Source organism: Streptomyces sp. NPDC005533, assembly GCF_042871845.1.
Taxonomy (GTDB): domain Bacteria; phylum Actinomycetota; class Actinomycetes; order Streptomycetales; family Streptomycetaceae; genus Streptomyces.
The window spans coordinates 14,544-37,680 of record NZ_JBIAJH010000045.1 but is presented as its reverse complement, the minus strand read 5'-3'; the positions used below and the strand labels follow the sequence as shown (position 1 = coordinate 37,680).

Annotated in this window: 24 protein-coding genes; 15 read left to right on the top strand and 9 right to left on the bottom strand. The window is 70.3% G+C overall.

All coding sequences use genetic code 11. The annotated features are described in order from the left end of the window. Positions 1-23: 23 nt before the first annotated feature. On the bottom strand, positions 24-1,715 hold the full coding sequence (locus ACFYP3_RS31220; protein ID WP_388839833.1) for an AMP-binding protein: 1,692 nt from the start codon (positions 1,713-1,715) through the stop codon (positions 24-26). A gap of 106 nt (positions 1,716-1,821) precedes the next feature. Then, entirely contained in the window at positions 1,822-2,979 is a 1,158-nt protein-coding gene (locus ACFYP3_RS31215; RefSeq protein WP_388839830.1) for a winged helix DNA-binding domain-containing protein, read from the bottom strand. 169 nt (positions 2,980-3,148) lie between these two features. Between ACFYP3_RS31215 and ACFYP3_RS31210 the strand changes: the two genes are divergently transcribed. From ACFYP3_RS31210 to ACFYP3_RS31200, 3 genes are all read left to right on the top strand, one after another. After that, positions 3,149-4,318: a magnesium and cobalt transport protein CorA gene (locus tag ACFYP3_RS31210; protein ID WP_388839827.1), complete on the top strand. Its 1,170-nt coding sequence runs from the start codon at positions 3,149-3,151 to the stop codon at positions 4,316-4,318. 423 nt (positions 4,319-4,741) lie between these two features. Continuing rightward, the gene (locus ACFYP3_RS31205; protein WP_388839824.1) at positions 4,742-4,930 is read left to right on the top strand and encodes a hypothetical protein; all 189 of its coding nucleotides are present in this window, start codon (positions 4,742-4,744) and stop codon (positions 4,928-4,930) included. Positions 4,931-4,983: 53 nt separating this feature from the next. Further along, positions 4,984-5,613, top strand: coding sequence for a restriction endonuclease (locus ACFYP3_RS31200; protein ID WP_388839868.1), 630 nt, complete (start codon positions 4,984-4,986; stop codon positions 5,611-5,613). Positions 5,614-5,674: 61 nt separating this feature from the next. On the opposite strand, the gene ACFYP3_RS31195 is transcribed toward ACFYP3_RS31200, so the two are convergent. From ACFYP3_RS31195 to ACFYP3_RS31185, 3 genes are all read right to left on the bottom strand, one after another. Then, the gene (locus ACFYP3_RS31195) at positions 5,675-6,922 is read right to left on the bottom strand and encodes a tyrosine-type recombinase/integrase (RefSeq protein ID WP_388839821.1); all 1,248 of its coding nucleotides are present in this window, start codon (positions 6,920-6,922) and stop codon (positions 5,675-5,677) included. A 45-nt stretch (positions 6,923-6,967) separates the two neighbouring features. Then, positions 6,968-7,285 (bottom strand): helix-turn-helix transcriptional regulator, encoded by a 318-nt coding sequence (locus ACFYP3_RS31190; protein WP_388839818.1) that lies wholly within the window; start codon positions 7,283-7,285, stop codon positions 6,968-6,970. Positions 7,286-7,404: 119 nt separating this feature from the next. Continuing rightward, positions 7,405-7,689 (bottom strand): helix-turn-helix domain-containing protein, encoded by a 285-nt coding sequence (locus tag ACFYP3_RS31185; protein WP_388839815.1) that lies wholly within the window; start codon positions 7,687-7,689, stop codon positions 7,405-7,407. Between the two features lie 251 nt (positions 7,690-7,940). Here ACFYP3_RS31185 and ACFYP3_RS31180 point away from each other — a divergent pair, with 251 nt between their 5' ends. The 4 genes from ACFYP3_RS31180 (at position 7,941) to ACFYP3_RS31165 (ending at position 11,204) form a co-directional block, all read left to right on the top strand. Further along, entirely contained in the window at positions 7,941-8,834 is an 894-nt protein-coding gene (locus tag ACFYP3_RS31180; protein ID WP_388839865.1) for a hypothetical protein, read from the top strand. A 71-nt stretch (positions 8,835-8,905) separates the two neighbouring features. Further along, complete coding sequence (locus ACFYP3_RS31175) at positions 8,906-9,529, top strand: ATP-binding protein (protein WP_388839863.1); 624 nt, start codon at positions 8,906-8,908, stop codon at positions 9,527-9,529. Beyond that, positions 9,526-10,437 (top strand): DUF2637 domain-containing protein, encoded by a 912-nt coding sequence (locus ACFYP3_RS31170; protein WP_388839812.1) that lies wholly within the window; start codon positions 9,526-9,528, stop codon positions 10,435-10,437. Before ACFYP3_RS31175 ends, ACFYP3_RS31170 begins: the two co-directional genes overlap by 4 nt. A gap of 224 nt (positions 10,438-10,661) precedes the next feature. Then, entirely contained in the window at positions 10,662-11,204 is a 543-nt protein-coding gene (locus ACFYP3_RS31165; protein ID WP_388839809.1) for a MobC family plasmid mobilization relaxosome protein, read from the top strand. A gap of 70 nt (positions 11,205-11,274) precedes the next feature. Here the strand turns inward: ACFYP3_RS31165 and ACFYP3_RS31160 are convergent, their stop codons facing one another. From ACFYP3_RS31160 to ACFYP3_RS31150, 3 genes are read right to left on the bottom strand one after another with little or no spacing between them, the layout of a single operon-like run. Beyond that, the gene (locus tag ACFYP3_RS31160; RefSeq protein ID WP_388839806.1) at positions 11,275-11,688 is read right to left on the bottom strand and encodes an NUDIX hydrolase; all 414 of its coding nucleotides are present in this window, start codon (positions 11,686-11,688) and stop codon (positions 11,275-11,277) included. Between the two features lie 51 nt (positions 11,689-11,739). Next, positions 11,740-12,294 (bottom strand): flavoprotein, encoded by a 555-nt coding sequence (locus ACFYP3_RS31155; RefSeq protein ID WP_388839803.1) that lies wholly within the window; start codon positions 12,292-12,294, stop codon positions 11,740-11,742. Further along, entirely contained in the window at positions 12,291-13,559 is a 1,269-nt protein-coding gene (locus ACFYP3_RS31150) for a helix-turn-helix domain-containing protein (protein ID WP_388839800.1), read from the bottom strand. Before ACFYP3_RS31150 ends, ACFYP3_RS31155 begins: the two co-directional genes overlap by 4 nt. Before the next feature lie 176 nt (positions 13,560-13,735). Between ACFYP3_RS31150 and ACFYP3_RS31145 the strand changes: the two genes are divergently transcribed. The 8 genes from ACFYP3_RS31145 (at position 13,736) to ACFYP3_RS31110 (ending at position 21,564) form a co-directional block, all read left to right on the top strand. Beyond that, on the top strand, positions 13,736-14,182 hold the full coding sequence (locus ACFYP3_RS31145) for an ATP-binding protein (RefSeq protein WP_359238781.1): 447 nt from the start codon (positions 13,736-13,738) through the stop codon (positions 14,180-14,182). Positions 14,183-14,184: 2 nt separating this feature from the next. After that, positions 14,185-15,507: a UDP-N-acetylglucosamine 1-carboxyvinyltransferase gene (locus tag ACFYP3_RS31140; protein ID WP_388839797.1), complete on the top strand. Its 1,323-nt coding sequence runs from the start codon at positions 14,185-14,187 to the stop codon at positions 15,505-15,507. Next, on the top strand, positions 15,504-16,733 hold the full coding sequence (locus ACFYP3_RS31135) for a bifunctional metallophosphatase/5'-nucleotidase (RefSeq protein ID WP_388839794.1): 1,230 nt from the start codon (positions 15,504-15,506) through the stop codon (positions 16,731-16,733). Before ACFYP3_RS31140 ends, ACFYP3_RS31135 begins: the two co-directional genes overlap by 4 nt. Next, entirely contained in the window at positions 16,730-17,266 is a 537-nt protein-coding gene (gene dcd / locus ACFYP3_RS31130) for a dCTP deaminase (RefSeq protein WP_388839791.1), read from the top strand. The genes ACFYP3_RS31135 and dcd overlap by 4 nt, the downstream gene beginning before the upstream one ends. Continuing rightward, entirely contained in the window at positions 17,263-17,799 is a 537-nt protein-coding gene (locus tag ACFYP3_RS31125) for a deoxycytidine triphosphate deaminase (protein WP_388839788.1), read from the top strand. Before dcd ends, ACFYP3_RS31125 begins: the two co-directional genes overlap by 4 nt. Further along, positions 17,796-18,887 carry a glycosyltransferase family 4 protein gene (locus ACFYP3_RS31120; protein WP_388839785.1) on the top strand — a complete coding sequence of 364 codons (1,092 nt, stop codon included), beginning with the start codon at positions 17,796-17,798 and terminating at the stop codon, positions 18,885-18,887. The genes ACFYP3_RS31125 and ACFYP3_RS31120 overlap by 4 nt, the downstream gene beginning before the upstream one ends. Positions 18,888-18,975: 88 nt before the next feature. Beyond that, positions 18,976-20,034 carry a serine hydrolase domain-containing protein gene (locus tag ACFYP3_RS31115; protein WP_388839782.1) on the top strand — a complete coding sequence of 353 codons (1,059 nt, stop codon included), beginning with the start codon at positions 18,976-18,978 and terminating at the stop codon, positions 20,032-20,034. A 279-nt stretch (positions 20,035-20,313) separates the two neighbouring features. After that, a complete protein-coding gene (locus ACFYP3_RS31110) occupies positions 20,314-21,564 on the top strand; it encodes a hypothetical protein (RefSeq protein ID WP_388839779.1) in 1,251 nt (416 codons plus the stop codon). A gap of 498 nt (positions 21,565-22,062) precedes the next feature. Here the strand turns inward: ACFYP3_RS31110 and ACFYP3_RS31105 are convergent, their stop codons facing one another. Continuing rightward, a complete protein-coding gene (locus ACFYP3_RS31105) occupies positions 22,063-22,956 on the bottom strand; it encodes a DNA-processing protein DprA (RefSeq protein ID WP_388839776.1) in 894 nt (297 codons plus the stop codon). Positions 22,957-23,137 lie beyond the last annotated feature (181 nt).

Here is a 23,137-nt window from a genome sequence, read left to right as displayed (position 1 = left end):
ACGGGAGGCCCGTGGTGGCCGGGTCAGCGCAGGTCGGCCTCGTCGTACTCCCCCGTCGAGCCGGCCGCGGTCAGCTCCCGCAGCTCCACCCGGCGGATCTTGCCGGACACGGTCTTCGGGAGCTCGCCGAACTCGATGCGACGGATCCTCTTGTACGGGGACAGCACCGCGCGGGAGTGCTCGAAGAGCACCCGGGCCGTCTCCGGCCCGGGCTCCCAGCCGACCGCGAGGGTGACGTACGCCTTCGGGACCGCCAGCCGGAGCTCGTCGGGGGCCGGGACGACGGCGGCCTCGGCGACCGCCTCGTGCTCCAGCAGGGCGCTCTCCAGCTCGAACGGGCTGATCTTGTAGTCGGAGGCCTTGAAGACGTCGTCGGAGCGGCCGACGTAGGTGAGGTACCCGTCGGCGTCGCGCGCGGCGATGTCGCCGGTGCGGTAGAGCCCGTCCGCCATCGCCTCGGCGGTGCGCTCCGGGTCGTCGTGGTAGCCGGTGGTCACCCCGGCGGGCCGGGCGCCCAGGTTCACGCAGAGCTCGCCCTCGTCCGGGGACTCCTTGCCGGTGACGGGGTCGAGCAGCACGATCTCGTAGCCGGGCGCCGGGCGGCCCATGGAGCCGGGCTTGACGGGCGCCCCGGGGAAGTTGCCGACCTGGAGGGTGGTCTCGGTCTGGCCGAAACCGTCGCGGATGGTGATGCCCCAGGCCTCGCGGACCTTCTCGATGACCTCCGGGTTGAGCGGCTCACCGGCGGCGACGGCCTCGCGCGGGGGCCTGGCCAGCCGGGTGAGGTCGGACTGGATCAGCATCCGCCACACGGTGGGCGGGGCGCAGAAGGTGGTCACGCCGTGCCGGTCCATCTCGGCCATCAGCCGGTCGGCGTCGAAGCGGGTGTAGTTGTGGACGAAGACGGTGGCGCCGGCGTTCCACGGGGCGAAGAGGTTGGACCAGGCGTGCTTGGCCCAGCCGGGCGAGGCGATGTTGAGGTGCACGTCGCCGGGGCGCAGCCCGAGCCAGTACATGGTGGAGAGGTGCCCGATGGGGTACGAGGCGTGCGTGTGCTCGACGAGCTTGGGGCGGTCGGTGGTACCGGAGGTGAAGTACAGCATCAGCGGGTCGCTCGCGAGGGTCTCCCCTTCGGGAGTGAAGGTGGTGTCCGCCCCCTCCATGTCCGCGAGCCGCCGCCAGCCCGCCGGGATCCGCTGTCCGGCGGCGATCCGGGTGTAGCCGCCCGGCACCTCGTCGAACTTGGCCGTGTCCTCGGCGCGCGCGACGACGTGGCGTACCCGGCCGCGCTCGACGCGGTCGCGCAGGTCGGCCGGGCCGAGCAGGGGGGTTGCGGGGATGACGACGGCGCGCAGTTTCATCGCGCCGAGCATCACCTCCCAGAGCTCGCGCTGGTTGCCGAGCATGACGAGGATCCGGTCGCCGGGCGCGATGCCCTGCTCGCGCAGCCAGTTGGCGGCCGCGGCGGAGCGTGCGGACAGCTCGGCGAAGGTGAGCGCCTCGCTGCTGCCGTCCTCCTCGACGATGCGCAGGGCGTCGGCGGCGTTGCCGGCGGCGATGTGGTCGAACCAGTCCAGCGCCCAGTTGAAGCGGTGGGGGCGGGGCCAGGTGAACCCGCTGTGGGCGGCCTCGTAGTCACCGCGGCGCTCCAGCAGGAAGTCCCGCGCGGCGAGGAACTGGGCGGTGGCGCTGTTCTGCGTATTTTCGGTCGTCATGGCAGGTATCGTGCCGCGTCCGCCGTACGGACCACCAGTACGACGCCCGGAGCGAGTTGACCGGTGGCGGGGATCCGGCCACCGCCGGCGAGTCCGGTCGCCGGGTTCAGCTTCCGTACGCCGTCCCGAAGCGCACGGAAGCCCCGCCCGCGCCCCCGCCCCTGCCCGCGTCCCGACCCCTGCTCGCGCTCCCGCCCTTCTCCTCACCGGTCATGTCGGCGATCAGCTGCTCCCCTTCGGCGACGATCTCCTCCTTCTGCGCCTTCGAGACCCGGCCGAACAGCTCTACGGTGAGCACCGCCCCCTCCGCCTTCCAGAGCCCGGCGACGAACCCGTCGACGAGCAGGGTGCAGTGGGCCTGGTTCCCGCTCCACGTACGGCCCTTGAACTCGGGCGCGACCACGCGGGTGCGGTCGGCGTGCGAGAGGAGCAGGTTGTCGAACTCCGGGAGGAAGCGCGGCGGCGCCGGGGTGTCCGGGTCGGGGCGGGGCGCGTCGGGCAGGTCGAAGAGCTCGACGCCGTTCTCGTCCCGGAAGACCTCCAGGCCCGGCCGCAGCCGCTCGAAGGCCTCGCGCAGCCGAGTGAGCCCGGCCCAGATCTGCATGTCCTTGACGGAGGCGGGCCCGAAGGCGGCGAGGTAGCGCAGGACGACGTCGTCCAGGGGCTGCGCGGCTCCGGCGGTCCGCCCGAGCCAGTTCTCGACGGTGGTGAGCCGGACCTGCCCGCTGCTCCCCCAGACGCCGCGCGGGGTGACCTGGACCAGCGGCAGCCGACAGCGGGCGGCGACGGACAGCGACTGCGGGTCGGCGCCGGGCCACTCGCGGAGCAGTTCCTCGCGGATCTCGGCCATGGTGCGTGGCGCGCTCTCGACGAAGCCGCGGGCCCGTTCGGTGAGCCGGTCCAGGTCGACGCCCACGAGCCCCTTCCGGAAGTAGGTGACCTCGCGGTCGCGGGCGGGCTGGACGAGGGGGCGCAGCGTCAGGGCGTCGTGCGCGGTGTGGGTGTGGATGGTGGAGCGCATGGTGACCATCCGCACCACCTGGCGGGACTCCATGAGCCCGGCGAGCTCGGCGGGCCGGAAGCCGGCGAGCCGGGCGTGGAGCTGGAAGTAGGGCGGCCTGACGTTCTGCGCCTGGAGTCCGAGCAGGTGGGTGACGGCGCCCTCCGCGGACATCTCGGCGCGGCTGAGCAGCAACTGGCGGGCGAGCGTGGCACGGTTCAGAGCGCGGGTGCCGAGTACGGGATGCGTCGTCGTGGAGGCCATGACGACAAGCTAGCCGCCCTTGCGGACAGCTTCCGTCCGCAACTCCACTCCTTGCACGCCTGGCGAGCACGCCTGGCGACCTTCGCCCCCGATACGCTGCCCTTGGCCGTGCCCCATGACGATGACGAACACCCGTGACGAACGCACCTCGACCGGGAGCTGACCTGCGATGTCGGAGCGCCCAGACCGCCGCACCCCGCCGCCGCCCGGCGCGAAGCGCCCGCCCTGGCGGCGCGGCCCCGCCCCGGCCGCCGCACCCCCGGCGGGACCCCCGGCCGACCCGCAGCCCGAACAGCCGGCGGCCGCTCCCCCGAACCACCGCAGCGTGATCGACTCGGCCGTCTACCGCGACGGGCACCGGGTCGCCTCCCCCACCACCCTGGCCGACACCTTCCGGCAGCTGCACGAGCAGCCCGACGGGATGGCGTGGATCGGCCTCCACCGGCCGACCGAGCCCGAACTGCACTCCCTCGCGGCCGAGTTCAACCTCCACGAACTCGCCGTCGAGGACGCCCTCGAAGCCCACCAGCGCCCCAAGCTGGAGCGCTACGGCGACACCCTCTTCGTCGTCCTGCGCGCCGCCCGCTACCTCGACGTCCAGGAGGAGGTCGACTTCAGCGAGCTCCACATCTTCGTCGGCCCGGACTTCCTGATCACGGTCCGCCACGGCGGAGCCCCGGACCTCTCGTCCGTCCGCCGCCGCATGGAGGAGAACCCGGACCTCCTCTCACTCGGCCCGGAGGCCGCGCTGTACGCCATCCTCGACGCGGTGGTCGACGGCTACGCTCCGGTGGTCGAGGGCGTCCAGACCGACATCGACGAGATCGAGACGGAGGTCTTCCGCGGCGACCCGGCGGTCTCCCGCCGCATCTACGAACTCTCCCGCGAGATGGTCGAGTTCCAACGCGCCACGCGCCCCCTGGTCGGCATGCTCCACGGTCTGATGGCGGGCTTCGCGAAGTACGGCACGGACGAGGAACTCCAGCGCTACCTCCGCGACGTGGCCGACCACGTCACGCACACCAGCGAACGCGTCGACGGCTTCCGCCAGGCCCTCACGGAAATCCTGACGGTCAACGCCACCCTGGTCTCCCAACAACAGAACGCCGAAATGCGCGCCCTGGCCGAAGCCGGCTTCGAACAGAACGAGGAGATCAAGAAGATCTCCTCGTGGGCGGCCATCCTCTTTGCACCCACGTTGGTGGGAACCATCTACGGCATGAACTTCGAGGTCATGCCAGAACTCCACTGGGCGGCGGGCTACCCCTTTGCGATCCTGCTGATGGCAGTGGTCTGTACGAGCCTGTACGTCATCTTCAAGAAGCGCGACTGGCTTTAACAACCCACCTCGCATACCTGATCGACTTAGCGGAAGCGAACAGTGAATCAAAGCCTCAGAGGCCCCGTGGGGAGAACCTGGGGAGAATGCGTGGCAGAGGGTCGACCACCCTCAGCGCCGCCGCCTCAACGGGGGCGGCGCCCGGCGCAGTCGTCGCCTGCCGCGCTCCGCAGGAACTGGCCATTCGGTCCGCCCTGCATTTCCGCTACGTGACACACAGCCGGAAAGCCTAGGCGCAGGCCAGCGGGCCATGCGGTCAGCCGGCGAATCGCGATGGCATGGCCGACTTGCGCCCTTGTCGCCGGCACGATCATGACGGTGCATCAGGTTCTGTCAGTGGCCGCAGCTACAACCGATCTGGAGGTCCGCATGGCGCGGACCGATGGGGAGGGAATCAGCATGCCGAAGGTTCCGGATGGATACGTGCGCGTACGCAGCCACCTCCGCCGCAAGCCGGGTCTGAAGTCCGCCAAGGGCCTGAGCGTCTGGGCCGTGGCCGGCCTGTGCGCGGTGGTGTGGCTCTGGGGCCAGGTCTTCGGGTTCGGCGACAGCAGCACCGAACAGCAGCCTGCGCCGAAGCCCGCCGTCTCCGCACCAGCGGCCGGGCAGTGACGGCCAGGCGGCGGCGAAGGATCCGATGGCGACCGCGCAGTACCGCAGACCTACTGGGTGCGGCAGCCGTTGCCCTCGCGCTCACGGTCGCCCTGGCACAGGCCGCATCACGCCTCCTGACGAGGGCCGCCGCAGCCTGGCCGGTGCTCGTCCTGATCGGTCTCGCCCTCGCCGTCGGCTTGGCCTGCCTCCGGGTACGGGGCTCCCGCCGGCATCGCGCGGACAGCGAGAGGCTGGCCCGTCTGCGCATCGACTTGTCTGAGTTGGACGCGATGGACGATCAGCAGTTCGAGTACGCGCTGCGCGACCTCCTCGTCCGCGACGGCTGGGCGGCCAGGAGGGTGGGCGGGGGCGGGGACCAGGCCGCGGACGTGATCGGCGTCCGGATACCCCTCGGCCGGATCGTGGTGCAGGCGAAGCACACCCGCGTCGGCGGCAAGGTCGGCTCGTCGGTGATGTACCAGGTGAACGGAACGGCGGGTCCCGCACACAGGGCGGACCACGCGGTCGTCGTCACCAACGGCGCGTTCACCCGCGACGCCATGGCCTGGGGCGACCGTCACGGCGTGCGGTGGGTGGACCGCGACCGACTTAACCACTGGGCTCACGAGGGCAAGGCGTTGCACGAACTCCTCGGCCTGCCCGCAAGACGCGCCCGCCTGCCGTGGCGTCGAGCGGCATGAGACTCAGCGCCTGACCCGCCAACGAGAACGGGTGGCACAGCATGTGCTGCGCCACCCGTTCTCAGGCAAGGTCAAGGTCGTCTGGGACGTACTGAGGGGCCACTCCGAGCAGCGCATCGACTGCTGCGCGACCCTTGCCGCCGGCCTCGGGCATGAAGTGGGCGTAGTGGTCGAGGGTGATGGTCGGGCTGGAGTGACCGAGCCAACGGGCGAGGGTGACCACGGACTCGCCCGCCTTGAGCATCACGGAGGCGTAGGTGTGCCGGAGGACGTGGAAGCCGTCCTTGCGGGACGCCTTCCAGCGCTGGCCCTTCTCCCGCACGGGGATCACGCCGGCCTTCGCGAGGGCGGGCTTCCACACCTCGTCGTTGAAGATGTTGGCGCGGATCGCGTTGCCGTAGGTCGTGGCAAGGACCAGCGGCAAGGAGCGCTTCTCCCGATCGGCTTCGGGGCCGCCCCAGGGCAGCTCGACCTCGACAGCCGGATGCTGCACGAAGTGTGCGCGCAGCTCGCTGGCCACCGAAGGGGGCATGTCGACGACGCGGGTCTTCCCGCCCTTGGGAAGCGTGAAGTACAAGCGGCCGTACAGGAGCTGCACCTGTCGGCGGACGCGGATGAGGCCGCGTTCGAAGTCGACGTCCGCCGGAGACAGCCCGAAGACCTCCCCCTGGCGCAGCCCACACCCGAGGGCGACGACGACGGCGATCCTGTACCGCTGGTTGATGACGTCCCGTACCCGCTGCGCGGTCTCCAGCAGCCACGCCTCCCGCTGGTCCTCGGGAGCCTTGGGCCAGCGCACCGACTTGGCGCGCATCGGATTGCGGACCAGACGCTTGTCGTCAATTGCCGTCTCGAAGACGTTCGAGAGGGTGGTGAGGATCTGCCGGGCGTAGCGCGGTGCGCACTCGCCTTCGAGCGTGGCGATGTAGCCGCGCAGGACGGACGCGGAGACGTCCCGCAGCGCCACCTCGCCGATGTGCGGAAGGACGTGGAGGCGCACACGCTCGTCAACCCGCTTGACCGTGCCCGGTGCGCCTCGTACGCCCGCCTGCCAGTGGCGCGTGACGTAGTCGGCGAGGGTGATGGAGCCGTCGCGCGGGTCGACGAACTCGCCCCGCTCGCTGTCGGTGCCCGCCCGCCGGAGCCACGCCTTGGCGTCCTCCAGGGTGTCGAACGACATGCCCCTGACGCCCGGGATGCCCGCGACCCGGTAGCGACTCCCCTTTCCGTACCGGGCGGTGCGCTCGCGCTTGCCGGTGACGGGGTCCTTCTTCTTGTTGATCCAGCGGTCTTCGATGTAGCCGGCCAAGTGTTTCCTTGCAGCTAGGCGTTCGGGACGGATGGCCGGAAGCCGTCAGACGGTGGCCGGGTAGGCGGCGCGCCGCTGTGGTGCGGTGCTCACTGGGTTGAGGGCGGGGTTGGAGCGGGAGTCCGCCCGCTCCTGCTCGCGTATCCAGGCGTCGAGCGCATCGACCCGGTACGTAACCCGCCCGCGGGCACCCATCCGGAAGCTGGGCGGCCCCTGCCGCCGGTGACGCCAGACGTAAAGAGTCTTGGGCGAAATGCCGAGATACGCGGCCGTTTCCTGGACCCCGAGAAATGCACGGCCGACGGTGGAACGGTGACGAAGTTCGGGGGCACTGACGAAGGAAAACGGATCGACGACGGACAAGTGAAATTCCTTACGCAGGAGACGGGGAAATAGACCACTGGCCACAGACAGACGCAGCAGCCTCCAGGGACCACCAATGGTGCGGAGAATCCCCGGTTTCGGAAACCGGGGATCGTCGGCTATATTCCGCCCACCCTCAGCGACTCGGAGCGGCTCGAAGGAGCAGCGAGAAGTGCGTGCGGCGGCGCTCCGAGGGCTGCTGCGATGGCGACGAGGTCGTCGATGTCGCAACGTCGGACCGTGCGTTCGATGCGGGAGAGCGCGGTGAAGGTCATGGGGCGACCGAGTGCGGTGACCCGGGCGGCGAGCTGGCGCTGGGAGTGGCCACGGGCCACGCGGGTGCGTTCGATGGCGTGGGCGGCGGCGCGTCCGGCGGGTCCAATTTCGAGAGGGCGTGGCGGCATTGGTGTGTTGTAGCTTGCCCGCCGGAGGTTCGGGAAGGCATTCCCCGTCTGCTGTGAGCGATCCCGTGCTGCCGGTGAATATCGCGGGTGATTTCGCCGACCGGCGTTTCGGGTTTACGGTCGTGCGACCGGAGAACCTTTCACGGCCGCTTGAGCCAAGTCTGGACTTCTGGACTTGAGGTGTGGCTGTGTTGTCCACGCACCCTGGCCCCGCCGGTTCCCTGCCCCGATTTCGAAAGGCGGTCGATCTCATCGCCCGTATCCGCACCATCAAGCCCGAGGCCTTCGCCTCCGAGTCCCTGGCGGCCGTGTCCCTGAGCGCCGAGCGGACCTTCTTCGGCCTGCTCACCCAAGCCGACGACAAGGGCCGCATCCGCGACCAGGCCGCCGTCATCGCCGGACAGCTGTGGTCGCTACGCCGCGAACACGGCCCGGTGGAGGTCGAGGAGGATCTGACGCAGCTCGACGCAGCCGGCCTGATCTGCCGCTACGAGGGCGAGGACGCAAGGCAGTACCTGCACGTCGTCGCCTTCGCCCTCCACCAGAAGATCAACCGCCCCAGCATCAGCAGGATCCCGTCCTGCCCGCACCACGACCTCGGCGTCCCGCGTGAGCCCTCACTGCCAGTGCACGGAGCCGTCACGGAGGCCTCCAGGGCGGGTCAGATAGCAGTCAAGGAGCCTGCCGTGAGCAGAAAATCCGCAGGTCAAGGGCCATTCAGTGAGCCCTCACAGCCGGTTGAGGAAGCGCTCACGGAGCCTGACGTGAGCCCTCAGCGTCCGGATCTAGGACCTAGGAACAGGGAACTAGGAACTACCCCGTTGGGGGGCGCGAGCGCCCCCGCGCCCCAGACCGTCTCGGCGAAGGACCTCGTCACCGAGTACACCGCGGCCTGCGAACACCGTCCGCCCACGAGCGTGCTCGGGCAGCTCGGACGAGAAGCCGCCAAGCTCCTCGCCGAGGGCATCGACCCCGCCCACGTACGAGCCGGTCTGGACCGCCAGCGGACCAAGGGCCTTCACCCGAAGACCCTGGCCAGTGTCGTGCACGAGGTCATGAACGCGGGGGCGCCCACGACCGCCGTCACCCACCGTCCGTGGACCAACCCCACCGACGTCGCCGCTGCCTACGGGGGTGCGCTCTGACCGCCACCACCCTGCCCCAGCCCTCCGGCCAGGCCGTCCGGGCCGTGGCGGGCATCCTGGCCCGCCGGGGCATGGAGCCCGTCATAGGCTCGGAGGAACTGGAGCCCACGCGTGAGCCTGTCAGCGCACTGGAACTGGCCGACGCCCGGATCCCTCCGCGATACCGGCACGCCCGCGCCGATCACCCCCAGGTCACCGCCTGGGTGGACGAGATCGCGCGTGCCGGGCGCCCCGGCCCGAGCGGTACGCGGGGCATAGCGGAAGGCCCCTCGCTCCTCATCGCCGGTCCCACGGGTACCGGCAAGACCCACCAGGCCTACGGGGCCGTCCGCGCCCTGCTGGCTGCCGGCGTCCGCCTGCGCTGGGAGGCGGTCACAGCCGCCGATCTGTACGCCCGCCTGAGGCCCCGCCCCGGCCTCGACGCGGAACGTGAGCTGCACACCCTGGCCCGCTGCCCGCTGCTGCTCCTGGACGACCTCGGCGCCGCCAAGGGCAGCGAGTGGACGGAGGAGCTGACCTACCGGCTGATCAACCACCGGTACGAGTACCTGCGCCCCACCCTGCTCACGACCAACCTTCCCATCCCCCAGCTCCGCACCGCCCTCGGCGACCGCGTCGCTTCCCGCCTCTCCGAGATGACCCACCGGGTCGTCCTCGACGGCGCCGACCGCCGCCGCACCTCCCCTGCCGCTTGAACGCGCCCACCCCTTGGAGCACCACCCGCTTGACCACCACCTCCCACCGCACGCAGACGGCCGAGCGGTACGCCCTGGCCTTCGCAGGCTGCGTCATCGTCGCGCTCACCTCAGCAGGATTCTGGCTGTCCTACGCGCATCTCGCCGAAGTCGCGGGGCAGCACGGCCTCAGCGCTTCCCCAGCCCGCCAGTGGGCGTGGCCGGCAACGCTCGATGCCTTCATCGTCGCCGGGGAAGTGCTCATGCTCCGCGCCAGCCTCCGCCGGGAAACCGACGGGTGGGCGATCGCCCTCACCGCTGCCGGATCACTGGGCTCGATCGCCCTGAACGTCGCCGGCGTCAGCAGGACCGACGGCGCCCCGACCCCGGCCCTCGATTACGTCGTCGCCGCTGTCCCACCAGCAGCCGCGCTCTTCGCCTTCGGCGTCCTCATGCGGCAGATCCACCGCCACGTCGCCGCCGATGATTCCCGCCGCAGCCGCTGTCCGGCAGGAGAGCCCGCAGCACATCCAGCGGACCTGGACCGTCCCCGCGCGCACCCCGCCACAGCGCAGCTCTCATACCCAGAAGGGCCCGTGGACCCTCCCAGCCCTCCACGCGAAGGCGACCGCCCCACTCCGGCTGACGCCCTACAGGGCGCATCAAGCGATGTGGCGGAAGAGACCGGTCAAGTGGCGGAAGCCCACGTCCCGCCGAAGAAGCGCACCGGTCGCAAGCCCTCCGCCACGGACGACGAACTCCGCACCATCGCCCGCACCGCCCCGCTCGGACGCAATGGACGCGCGTCAAGCCGCCACATCGAGACGGCTGTCCGCGCCCGCGGCCTCTCCATCGGCAAGGACCGCCGGAACAAGATCACCCGGCAGGTCCAGGCCGAACTCGACGGCGGCAGAGCGGACGCAACGTAAGCCCCGCCCGAAGTCACGCTGCTCACCGCGCATCCGTCGCGCGGCGAGCTGGCATTCGTACGCCCTATCCCCACAGCACCGAAGCCGTTCCAGCCCAACCGCCAGGAGGCACGCTCTTGCACGACGACCCTGCAACCACGAGACCCAGCGACCACCAGCACGCAGCCCCTACCCAAGCCCGAGACGGAGCAAGTTATCCCTTTGGACACTCCACCATCGGCGGAGTGTCCAAAGGACCCACCGCCCCAGGGGGACGGAGCCTCGTCCGGCGCCGGGGGACGCCTGACGAGGAGGCTGCGACCGCGGGACGGACGCAGCCGGGGAATGAGCAACAGCCTGCGTTCGAAGCCACATACACCTCCGCTGCCCCTCCAGCGCCCCGCACACGACGCCGTCACCACAAGCACCCCCAGCGCTCCAAAGTGTGCAGCGTCCGCGTGAACGACGACGAGCACGCGCTCGTCGTGACCGCCGCCAAGGCCGTCGGTTGCACCGTCGCCGGCTTCTTCGCCCGAGCGGCCCTCAGCGCAGCCCACGACCCGGGCAACAGCGCCGCAGCCATCGCCGGGCGCCGTGAGACCGTCAGCGAGCTGTTCGCTGCCCGCAGGCAGCTCGGTCAGATCGGCAACAACCTGAACCAGCTGACCCGCGCCGTCAATTCAGGCGTCCAGCCGGCCGACGCCCAAATGAACGCCGTACTCGACTCGGTCCGCCGGGCGACAGCCCGAGTCCAGGACGCCACCGACCGGCTTCTCGAAGACAGTTAGGACCTGCCCCACCGCGGTCCTCGAGATCCACCGTCTGGCGTGTTGTCCCAATGCGCGCGGTCAGTCCGCGTCAGCGTTCCAGGACGACGTCGAGGTGTTCTTGCACCGGCTCGAACAGGCGGTACGGGATGTACTCAGAGATGTCGGCGTGGGCCACCCACGCGAGTTCGGCCAGCTCGTCGGTGTCCACGACATGCGCGTGGCCGTCGGCCACCGCGCAAGCGGTGTACGACATCGAGCGGCCGGTGTCAGGGTGAACCCGTTCCCCGAGCAGCTTCAGCGCCTCCACGGCGAGGCCGGTCTCCTCCAGGGACTCGCGTACGGCGGCGTCCTCCTGGGCTTCGCCCGGCTCGACCGCACCGGCGGGGAACTGCCAGGAGAGCCGCCCTTCGCTGACCCGGCGCCGCACGATCAGCACTCGGCCTTCGTGCACCACGACGGCCGCTGCGATGGCCGGTCGACCCTCAGCGCCCTGCTGCTCCATGGTGCTCCTCCAGGTCGGGTGGGCCAGCTGCCCCGAGCGACAACGACACGTTCACTGCGGCTCTGCCCCAGCACGGAGGAGCGGCGCGAGCAGATCGACCGCTTCCTCCCAAGGGAAGCGATCGGCCCCACCACCGGACTTCGGACGGTGTGGCTCGTAGCTGCCGATCAGAACGCCCATCTCCCGAAGCTCGTCGATGCTGCGCCGGTAGGCACGGTGGGCGGCAAGCGCGGTGTTCACGTAGGGCAGCAGGACCGTGGGGACGCCCATGCCGGGGGCTTCGCAGAGGATGCCGAGGGCCAGGTTGTCGGCGAAGCCGGCGGCCCACTTGTTGACGGTATTGAACGTGGCCGGCGCGACCGCGATGGCGTCGGCCCGCGGGAACGTCCGTGCCTCGCCGGGCGAGCGCCAGGGGGACCGAACCGGGTAGCCGGTCTGCTCCTCGATCGCCCGGACGTCGAGGAACTCAAGACCCTGTGGGGTGGCGATGACCCCGACCTCCCAGCCCCGTTCCTGCGCCGCGGTGATGAGTCTGCCGACGTCGCCGGCGATACCGGCGGCGCACACGATGACGTACAGGAAGGGCTTGGGCTGCGGCTCGGTCACGCGGGTACTCCCAGTCGGCGGCTGAAATGGTGGAGCTCCGGCAGCGTACGACGTCGGTCCCGCGCGGCCATGTCGGCGACCAGCTCGCGGACGGCGGGACGGCGTACGTCCTGGGCGGCGCAGGTCTCGGCGATCCGCAGGGCCTGGTAGCCGTCGGCCAGGCGGCCCTGCTGGGCGTATGCGCGGGCGGCCTCGATCCAGAGTGCGGCACGGCGCTCGGGGACCGGGATGTGGCGGTGCATGAGCGGGCGAGCCGCGTCGAGGGCGATGCCCGCGTCGCCGAAGGAGACCGCCGCGCTGATCCGGTGCAGGGTGACGTTCGTCGGGCTGAAATTGGCCCAGGCGTCCGGCCGGTCCAGGGCGACGTACCGGGCCACCTCCTCCGCTTCGGCGAGGAACTCCCCGGTGGCTGGACGGTCGTCCGCACGGCTCGCGGCCGTGGCTCCGCGCAGCAGGAGCAGCCCGAGGACGGCGAGGTGGTGCGGGGAGCGGCGGTCGTACGAGCCGGTGAGCTGGGAAGCGGTGTGCCGGATCAGCGTAACGGCCTGGCCGGGGTGCTTCTCGCGGACGAGGACGTGCGCGTGGAGCCGGACACTGGCGGCGAGGACGAGGGGGTCGCCGAAGCGTTCGGCCTCCGCCATGGCGCGGCCGACGGCCAGCCAGGCCGTTCCTGCATCCGCCTGCTTGAGGAAGAGGCTGGCCGAGGTCTGGTAAGCCGTGGCCAGGAAGCGGGACACCTCCTCGGGTCGCGACGAGTTGCCGAGGGCATGGCGCAGATCCGTGATCAGCCCGGGAAGCGTGCGCTCCAGTTCCGCGTAGTCGCACGTGGTCAGCAGCCTGCGGATGGCGGTGGCACGTAGACGGAGCTGGTCCGTGGAGGCCGACTCCGTTGTCGGGGCGGCGAGAACGCCGGGCAGGAGGGCCTGGACCAGCGCCGGGTGCGCGGCGGGCACAGGTACGGCCAGCGCGGTGACGCCGGCGGCGAGGAAGGTACGGCGGCGCATGTCGGCTGTCTCCGGATCGGGGGACTCGGCTTCCCGGGCGGCCTCAGCGAGCCCGAGGTGGGCCGACGGGATCCGCAGCACCCGGGCGACGTCGCGGAGGACCCGGATGTCGTCGGTTCCGCGGCCGCCTTCCAGCCGGCTGATCTTCGACTGGTGGTAACCCAGTTCGGCGGCCACGTCCGCTTGTGAGCGGCCCTGTAAGACCCTTGCCCGGCGGATCAGCGCACCAATGCGGTGTGCCTCGCCCTGTGTGTCGGCCATCTGTGCCACGGCCCCTTCTGCCGAGACCGATCCTGCCTGCTCAACCGAGCCTATCGGTAGGGAAATTGCCCGCCATGCAGAAGCTGCATGAACGATGCGCGACCTGCGTGCCGCGTCGCGGGCGGCACCCTCGGCCCGCTTGCCTGGTGGAACCGCACCCATCCAGGAGGCCGCCCATGGAAGTGCACGAGGTCACCCTGCCGGTGACGGGTACGCCAGAAGGCGCCGCCCGCGCGCGGCGCACGCTGATGGACGAGGTCAGTGGCTGGCGCCGGAGCGCTGTCACCGACGACCTGCACGGAGCGGAGACGGTGGCGGGCGAGCTCCTGGCCAACGCCGTCCGACACGGAGGCGCCGGTACCGCATCCATCACCGCTCGTCTGCGCGGCGACCGGCTGCGCTTCGAGGTCCGCGACCAGAGCTCTGCCGTCCCTCAGAAGCGCGCCGTCCGCCCGGACGCCGAGCACGGCAGAGGCTTGTTGATCATTGCCGCCCTCGCCGACGAGCACGGCGTCGAACAGGGCTCCTCAGGCAAGTCCTGCTGGGCCGAGTTCGACCTCGCCGCCCGCCCGAACCACCCCACGGCCTCCACCCTCCCCAATCCTCCCGACCAAAGGAGTTGATCGTGGCACTCACCCGCGCTTCGGCCTCGAACGCCGAAGTGATCGCCGTACGCCCCGGCAGCCCGCTCGCCGGCTCCGTCACCGTCGACGGCTCCAAGAACGCCGCCCTTCCCCTGCTGGCGACCGCGGCAGCCGTACGTCGGAACGTCCAGCTGGAGAACGTTCCGGCCAGCGCCGACGTCCAGGCGATGGTGGCCCTCCTCCACGGGACCGGCTGGCACGTGGCGCAGGCCGTCGGGCGGCCGGACACCCTGCTCGTCATGGCGCCCGAGCACCCGCCCGCCGTTCCCGACCTGAGCCGCGCCTCGGCCATCCGGGCCTCGTACTACCTGGTGCCCGCCCTCCTCGCCTTACGGGGCAGCGCCCGGCTTCCCTGGCCCGGCGGCTGCCGGATCGGGCAGCGCGGGATGGAACTGCACTTCAAGGTGTACGAGGCGTTCGGGGACCACGTCACCGTCCAGGATGCCGGGTACGCCGTGGAGGCCGGCGGGCAGGGCAGCGGCGGCACGGTCTCGCACGCGCTGCCCTTCCGGTCGCGCGGCGCGACGATCGCCGCCGTGCTGCGGGCGGTCGTCGCCGACCGGGCGTTGCGCCTGGGACTCCCAAACCTGTCGCCGGAGGTCCTGGCCGTGCTCGACGCGCTGGGCTCGGCGGGTTGGCAGGCCAAGGTGAATGACCGGGTCCTCGCCCTCGATCCGGCATCCACGCCCACCGACGAGATTCCGGCCTGGCGCGTGCCTGGCGACAAGATCGAGGCGGGAACCCTCGCCTGTGCCGTCGCCGCCACCGGCGGCAAGGCACGGATCGAAGGCATCCACGGCCGAGACCTCGTACCGTTCCAGGCAACGCTCCAGCGGCTGGGCATCCCCACATCGGTGCGGGGCGAGACGCTCCTCGTCGAGGGCAGCAACGCCAGCCCGACGGGTCGGCCACTGCGGGCCATCGCCACCCTCGCACCCGGGGGCCTGGACGCGGACTTCGAGCCGCCGCTGATGGCCCTCGCCCTGGGCCGGCCCGGCACCCACCTGTTCGCCGACTCGATCAACCCCGGCCGCCACGGCAACCTCTTGCCCCAGCTGGCGAGGCTCGGAGCCGACATCGAGGAGATCTCACCCACCGAGTGCCGCCTGACCGGTCCCCAGCGCCTCACCGGAGCCGGTGTCGAAGCGACGGACATCCGCACCGGCTCCGCCCTCATGGTGGCCGCCCTGACCGCCCGCGGGATCACGACCCTCGGCGGAGTCGCCCAGCTGCGCCGGGGCCACGCCGACCTGCCCGGCAAGCTCCTCCAGCTCGGCGCCGACATCTGTGAGGTCGCCCCGTGACCGCGAGCCGAACGGTCCACCGGATCCTGGCCACCACGGACGTCCACTCCGCCCTCGGCGCCGGCGCTTCCTTCCTCGGCCACCTCCACGAGGCACGGTCGGACAGCCTGCTCGTGGACTGCGGCGACTTCTTCGAGGGCACCGGCTACTACCGACTCGGCCAGGGAGAGCTCGAACGGGACGTCCTGCTCAGCCTGTACGACGTCATCGTCCCCGGAAATCACGGCTGGACGCACTACTTCGAGCCCGCCCTCCACAAGCGGACCGTCTGCGCGAACGCAGTCGACGACTCGACCGGCAACCCGCTCTTCCGGCGGCTTCACGTGGTGGAGATCGGAGGCCGGCGTACGGCCGTCACCGGGGTGATCGGGCTCCAGGCGTTCAACTCGATCCCGGTCGCCCAACGGCTGGGACGGCGGGCCGTCGAGCCGGTGAAGGCCCTGCGCGAGCTGATGCTGGCGCACCACCACGAGGTCGACTCCTGGGTGCTCCTCAGCCACTCCGGCTTCGAGGAGGACCTCGGGCTCGCCGAAGCCTGCCCCTTCCTTGACGTGATCTTCGCGGGCCACTGCCACAGCGATCACACGGGCCCCACCCACATCGGCAGCACCCTCGTCCTGAAGGGCCGCGAGCTCGGCGTCGGCTACGCCGTCGCCACGCACGCCCCCGACCGCTGGGCCGGTCGGACCGCCCTGTTCTCTGACACCGCGGACACCACCGCAGACGCCCTACCGCCCGAGCTGGCCTCCGTACGGGACCGGATCACGGCACTCGACACCCAGCTGGCCGAGCCGCTGGGACGGATCGCGGAACCGTACCGGAACGAACAGCTCGATCGCCGGGCCCTGGCCCAAGAACTGGCCGACCGGCTCCGGAGCGGCCTCGGCAGGGACGCTGTCGTCCTGAACGAGACCGCCCTCCGGACCACGGTCCTGGGCGAAGTCCTGACCACTGGCGATCTGCTGGCCATCGAGCCGTTCGCGAACTCCCTGGTTGAGGCCCACATCCCACCGGCCCACCGCTACGACACCGAAGCCCTCCTCAGCCACCTCACCGAGCGGGTCGGGCCACTCGTCACCTCTCCCGACCCGCTTCCGTCCGGGCTGACGAACGTGCTGACCACCGACTACCTGGCCGACAGCTGCCTGGGCGGCCGGACCCGTCCCGTCGGCCTGCGCCTGGGCTCTGCGATCCGGAGCACCCTGACGAACGGAGACGACCAGTGATCCTGACCGGTCCGGAGATCATCTCCGCCTCGCTCGACGGGCGGCTGCGTATCGACCCCTTCTTCTCCTCCCAGGTCAACCCGAACAGCTACAACGTCCGCCTCGGGCCCACCCTGCTGACCTACACGGACGACGTCCTCGACTCCCACCGCCCCAACCCCACCCACCGCATCCAGGTCGGCGAGGGCGGCCACACGCTGCTGCCGGGCGAGCTGTACCTCGGACACACCATGGAGGAAGTGGGCTCGGACCGGTTCGTACCGCTGCTCTTCGGCCGCTCCTCCGTCGGTCGGCTCGGACTGTTCGTCGAGATCACCGCGCCCATCGGCGACATCGGCTTCCACGGGCAGTGGACGCTGATGCTCACCCCGACACGCCCCGTCCGCGTCTACGCCGGGATGAAGATCGGGCAGATCATGTTCTTCGTCTCCGAGGGCGCCATCGACCCGTACTCGGGCAAGTACCAGGCCTCCGCGGGGCCGCAGCCCTCCGCCTACTGGCGCGACCTCGACCCCTCGGCGGTGACGTCGTGATCCTGACCGGACCGGCCATCGCGGCCGCCCGCGACGCGGGCCACATCACCATCGACCCGTACGACCCCGACCGCCTCTCCCCCAACGCCTACGACTGGCGCCTCGGCAGCACCCTCCGCGTCTGCCAGGGCGACTTGGACGCCGCCGCCCCCACCGCCTTCCGTGAAGTCACCGTCCCCGACGACGGTTACGTCCTCGAACCCGGCAACCTCTACCTCGGCCACACCCTGGAGCGGACCGGATCCGAGACGTACGCCCAACTCCTCAACGGCGACCGGGCCACCGGATGCCTCGGCATCTGGGTCCACGTCTCCGCGCCCCTCGGCCACCAGGGCCACGCCATCCGCTGGACCCTGGAGATCAGGGCCACCCGTCCCGTGCGCGTCCGGCCGGGCATGACCTTCGGCAAGCTCGTCTTCCTCCGCACCCACGGCACGCCCGCCAGCTACCAACAGCACGGCCTCAAGTACCGCACCAGCGAAGGCATCGAGACCTCCCGCCTCTACGAGGAGAACCCCGGAGGACGCCAGTGAACCCCCTCGTCGCCACCGCGCTCGACCTCACCTACCCGAGCCCCGGCGGGAGCGTCGAACTCTTCCTCGACCTCTACACCGGCGAGCAGCCCGCCGTCCCCGCCCGCGCCTTCATGCTCGCCCCCGACGGGCCCCGCCCCCGGACGCCCGCCGGCCTCGACCTCCTCCACGCCACCGGGAAGTGCATCGGCGGCGACCGCTTCAACCGGTACGTCACCCACCTCCGTCACGCCCTCACGGCCGCCGTCGACCCGCAGCAGATCAGCGTGCTGCACCTCCACCACCTGGCCTTCGGCGCCACCCCGGCCCTCCTGCGCGCCTTCCCCCGCCACCCCCGCATCGCGTTCGTCCACGGCACTGACCTCCTGTACGCCGAGAACCACAGCACCCAGCTCCGCGTCCTGCGCGAGGCGGCGAACGCGGCCGACGCGATCGTCGTCCCCACCCACGCGATGACCGACCGCCTGCTCAAGCTCGCCCCCAAGACCGACAGGCGCAAGATCGAGAAGATCCCCTGGGGCGTCCCCGACCACCTCCTGACCGCGCCCCGACCCGCACGACGCCGCACCAGCCACCTGCGCGTCCTTTTCGCAGGTCGCGTCAGCTCCGAGAAGGGCCTCGAACCCCTCCTCCAAGCCGTCGCCGCCACGCCCTCCATCGAACTGAGCGTCGCCGCACCCCGGGCACAGTTCCAGGACCTCGTACCGGTCATCCGCCAGCACGGCGTCCACGTCCGCTACCTCGGCTGGTTCCGCCGACGGCAGCTGTGGAAGGTCTTCGCCGACCACGACGTCCTGGCCGTGCCCTCCACCACCCTGGAGGCCATGGGCCTCGTCGCCCTCGAAGCCCAGGCCTGCGGCCTCCCCGTCCTCTACCAACCCGTCCCCGGACTCACCGAGGCCCTCGCCGGCACCGGCCTGGCCACCGACTTCACCACCCCGGCCACCGCGGCCCACGACCTCAAGCGCCTCCGCACCACACCGGGCCTGCTCGAGCTGCTCCGCGCGGCCGGCCGCACCAACGCCGCCCGCTTCCCCCTCAGCGCCACCGCTTCGGCCATCACCGACCTGGGCCGACGGCTCACCTGACACCACCCGTGGCGCAGTCGGGCCGGACCCGGACACGTCACTAGGCTGGCCAGCGGACCACCCGCGGCCGTACGACGATCGGGAGACCATGACGACCCCCTCCACCGCCCGTATCGAAGACCTCCTGCAGACCGGTGTGCGCGAGGAGGTCTACCCCGGCGCGGTGTGGGCGGTCGGGGACGCCGACGGCATCCGCGCGAGCGGAGCCGTCGGCCTCCTCGATCCCGACCGGCCCGACGAGCCCATGCGGCTGGACACCGTCTTCGACGTGGCCAGCCTCACCAAGATCCTCGCCGTCTGGTCCACGATCGGCACTCTCGCCGAAGAGGGCAAGCTCGACCTCCACGCCCCTCTGGGCACCTTCTGGGACGAGGTTGCCGGCCACCCCCTGGCCCGGGCCACGGCCTACCACCTCCTGACCCACACCGCTGGCCTGCCCCTGCGCGCCAACCTGAAGAACCTCTACGGCACCGACCCCCAGGACATCCGCGACGGCGTCCTCCACGAAGCCCTCCACCGCCCGCCGGGCGAGGCCGTCGAGTACACCGACCGGGCCGCCCTGATCCTCGGCTACCTCGCCGAGCACCTGTCGGGCCAGCCCCTGGACCGGCTCGCCACCGCCCGCGTCTGGCACCCCCTGGGCATGGCCCACACCCGCTTCGGCCCCCTCCCCGCCGCCGAGGCGGCCCGCTGCGCCCCCACCGAGTACGACGAGTCCACCGGCACCCACCTCAAGGGCACCGCCCACGACTTCTCCGCCCGCCTCCTCGGCGGCGTCTGCGGCATCGCCGGCACCTTCTCCGTCCTCGACGACCTCGCCCTCTTCCTCCGCCACATGCTCGCTCCCACCCAGGCCGCCTTCGGTCCGACCTGGATCAAGGACTCCCTCCGCCTCCAGACCGGCGCCCTCACCCCCGCCCGCGGCCTCTTCTGGCACCCCGCCCCAGGCACCGACCCCGCCGCGGACGTCTGGGTCCACTACGGCTTCACCGGCACAGGCATGTGGATCAGCCCAGCCCAGGGCCGCTGGGCCATCCTCCTCACCAACAAGCTCCGCTTCAACCGTGACCGCGAACCCCTGACTGAGATCCGCAACGTCTTCCGTGCCACCGCAATCGCTGCTCCAACTCTGGACATCACCGCATGAGTGCTCGTTGAATCGGGCCGTTGGTGCCCGGCTTGGAGAAGGCCGGTACGGCGGCGTGGTGACCGTCCACGCAGCCCTGCGCTGCATGCGCAATCCGACTCCGTAGATGTCCGGCGACCAGCGGCTGGGCTGTGAACGCACACCGGTTCCCGCACGACTGGGCGAGCCCGCTGGGCCAGGACGCCCCAATCCCGCCCCCAACCCCCGATTGATGCGGGATCATGTGAGCACCAAGCGGATCTATCGCCCCGCAGCAGCAGGGCAGGATGGGCGGGTGCGGTGGCAAGCAAAGTGCATGCGGCGGTCTTCGACTACAAGGCCGTGTTCCAAGCCGGAACGACAACCCCCCACCCGGACATGTGCCAGCTTCTCCACCTTCTCGACCAGCAGGGGGTGGACTGGGTACTGCTGACAAATCAGTCGATTGACGCCGTCGAGATCTGCAGCGCGGTCGGGCTGCCACAGCCTGTACTCCACCTTTCCCAGGAAGACATCCCCGGCCGCAAGGCTCGAGGCAGTGGACTCTGGCTGGACCAGGTGGCCGAACGGCTCCACCTCCGCAAGAACCAGCTGGTGATCGTCGGTACCACGGAGTGGGACTGGATGACCGGCATCAACGCCGGCGTGCTCTACATCCACGCCCGCTGGGCGAGCGCTCTAGGCAAGCAAATAACCGCCCTGACTGCGGACGACCCGGCGGACCTCTACTGGTTGCTCGACCGGCACCTCCTTCACGAGCCGCAGTGGATCTTCGCCCTTGACGATGAGAAGCGTGCGCTCCGGGTGCGTTCGCTCTTCCAGCCCGACGAGTCCTTCCCCGGCACCAGCCCGACGTCCTTCAACCTGAAGACCGTCTTCACCTACGACCACAAAGTGACCATTGGGGACGGGAGCGCGCGCGACATCCTGATGCTGCACCTGCTCTTCTCTGCCTACCTGGACGGCTCGCTGCCTCACCGAGCCTGGTTCTGCGTCTACCCAAGCAGCACCCCTGGTCGGGTCAACGACCAACTCGCCGAGTTTCTTGAGCCCGCCAAGGTCATGGTGGGCTCGTACTACAAGGGAGACCTGCTTGTCCGGGCAAGCAAGGCGACGGACACCAGCCTGGCCCGCGCCACCGGGCGCCATGACACCGTTTCAATCGCCACCCAGGCCAACACCGTTCACCTCAATCCGAAGTACCGAAGCACCGTCAGGGGAAAGACCGTAATCGTCTTCGACGACTTCACCACCGAGGGCATGAGCTTGGACTGGGCCAGGAACCTGCTCACCAAGGCTGGCGCCCGGCAGGTCATTGGCGTGACCATCGGCAAGTACCGCAAGCCCTACACGCTCTTCACCCCGCGGCCCGGCGTCACGATAAGCGCCTTCGCCCCCAATGCTCTGACGTCGGCCGACTTCACCACCGAGTACCTCTCCCCTGGTTTTGGTACAGGGCCCGGTGACCTGCTCCGAGAGACGATGAGCAAGATCATCACTGGAGACACCGGTATTCCCGGCATCGGGCCAGGTGCCGACAGCCCACGGTAGATCGCAGTGCTGACCGTGCTGCGCTCCGGCAACTGGGGACTGGCCCATTGCTGACCGGTCACCGCTAACCCGATGCACATCTATAAGGACGCGACCAGCGCCGCATCCGCGACTTCCTGAACGAGCTCGCCGCCGACCAGTTCGTCACCAGGTGCTGGGCGTACCTCTGCCCCACGAGGAGGAGCTCCAGCATTGTGGTGTGGTCCATCTCCCGCTGGGGCGGCCGAGCAACGATGCAAAAACTAGGAGGCCGAGGAGTGACTCCTTCCGGTGTGCCCTCACGAAGGGCATCATCTGGGAGCCCATGCAGCCTAGTTACGGCCAGGCCGAGCAGCTTGCGGCGGTCTAGCGCACCGTTTACCGCACCAGAAACTCCAGTGCCTCCAAGGGCTCCGTCGAAAACGGACGGTTGAACCAGCTCATTGCGCCCTCAGCCCAACCAAGTGCCGCGAGACAAAGCGGGGGCAGTAGCCCTGCAGTCGGCGGGACGAGGCTTCGTTACAGATCAGCGATCGAGAGCTGATGGTAAGGCTCCTTTGCACGAGTCGGCGAAGCCGGTGCCGTGTCCAACCGCTCAAGAACATCCTCAAGCGTGGCCACCTCGACAGCCCGGCCGACGGCGACCATCTTGGCAGCCCAAGACTCCTGCGCGACCAGCGACCGCAGGAGGAACACGCGCTTGCCATGCTCGTACGCAATCCTCGCCTGCATCTTGGCGCCGGAGGTCCTGGACGCCTCGATCACGATGCTGCCCAGGGCGCTTCCTGAGGTGACGACGTTACGCCTGGGAAAGGTCCACCTTGCCGGGTTCGACAGGGGCCAGAACTGCGAGAACAGCGCCCCGCCCTCGTGCACGATTCGCTTGGCCAGTCCCTCGTTCGCCGCGGGGTAGACCTTCGACGCGATGCCGTGGCCCAGGACTGCCACCGTCCGACCCCCGGCGTTCAGCGCCGCTACGTGCGCGGCGGAGTCGATGCCCAGCGCCAAGCCGGAGTACACGGCGACATCTGCCGCGACCAGCCCCTTCGACATCCGCATCGCGCGGCTGATTCCGTCCTCACTCGCGCCTCGCGTTCCGACTACGGCCACCGAACGGCGGTCAGCGTCCGACAGGTCTCCTAGATGGAAGAGGAATGGGGGCCTGTCCGGCACAAGCCGCAGGTTCGCGGGGTAGGCGGCGTCCAGCACGGTGACGATCCGCGCACCGGCCAGCTCCGCAGCCTCCAGCTCGACGGCGACGCGAGCGCGGGCCTCCGCAAGGTGGGGTAGGCCAGTACGCAGGATCGGCAGGCTGTCACGGGCCGTTTCGGACTGCTCCCGGATGTTCCCCTCGAGCGTTGCCGCGATGCCCGCGGGGCTATCGCATGTGCGGGCCAGCAGGCTCCAGTCCACGGACTTGTCATTGACGCGAAGCGCACACAGAGCAAGTAGGTCTCGATGGGTCTGAGGGAGTTCGCCGGGCAGCCCGCTTTGGAGGGCGTCGGATACAGGGGGCGCCATGATCATTCCTTCTACTCGCGGCCCGAAACTGTTCGAAGGGCGGTGCGCTACTACTTGGGCCTACTGCCATCAT

Bases quoted from the DNA above. Each gene is read 5' to 3' on its own strand.
- ACFYP3_RS31175 (WP_388839863.1), top strand. From the start codon at position 8,906: ATGGAGCCCGTCATAGGCTCGGAGGAACTGGAGCCCACGCGTGAGCCT.
- ACFYP3_RS31160 (WP_388839806.1), bottom strand. From the start codon at position 11,688: ATGGAGCAGCAGGGCGCTGAGGGTCGACCGGCCATCGCAGCGGCCGTC.
- ACFYP3_RS31220 (WP_388839833.1), bottom strand. From the start codon at position 1,715: ATGACGACCGAAAATACGCAGAACAGCGCCACCGCCCAGTTCCTCGCC.
- ACFYP3_RS31145 (WP_359238781.1), top strand. From the start codon at position 13,736: ATGGAAGTGCACGAGGTCACCCTGCCGGTGACGGGTACGCCAGAAGGC.
- ACFYP3_RS31185 (WP_388839815.1), bottom strand. From the start codon at position 7,689: ATGCCGCCACGCCCTCTCGAAATTGGACCCGCCGGACGCGCCGCCGCC.
- ACFYP3_RS31215 (WP_388839830.1), bottom strand. From the start codon at position 2,979: ATGGCCTCCACGACGACGCATCCCGTACTCGGCACCCGCGCTCTGAAC.
- ACFYP3_RS31150 (WP_388839800.1), bottom strand. From the start codon at position 13,559: ATGGCCGACACACAGGGCGAGGCACACCGCATTGGTGCGCTGATCCGC.
- ACFYP3_RS31115 (WP_388839782.1), top strand. From the start codon at position 18,976: ATGACGACCCCCTCCACCGCCCGTATCGAAGACCTCCTGCAGACCGGT.
- ACFYP3_RS31210 (WP_388839827.1), top strand. From the start codon at position 3,149: ATGTCGGAGCGCCCAGACCGCCGCACCCCGCCGCCGCCCGGCGCGAAG.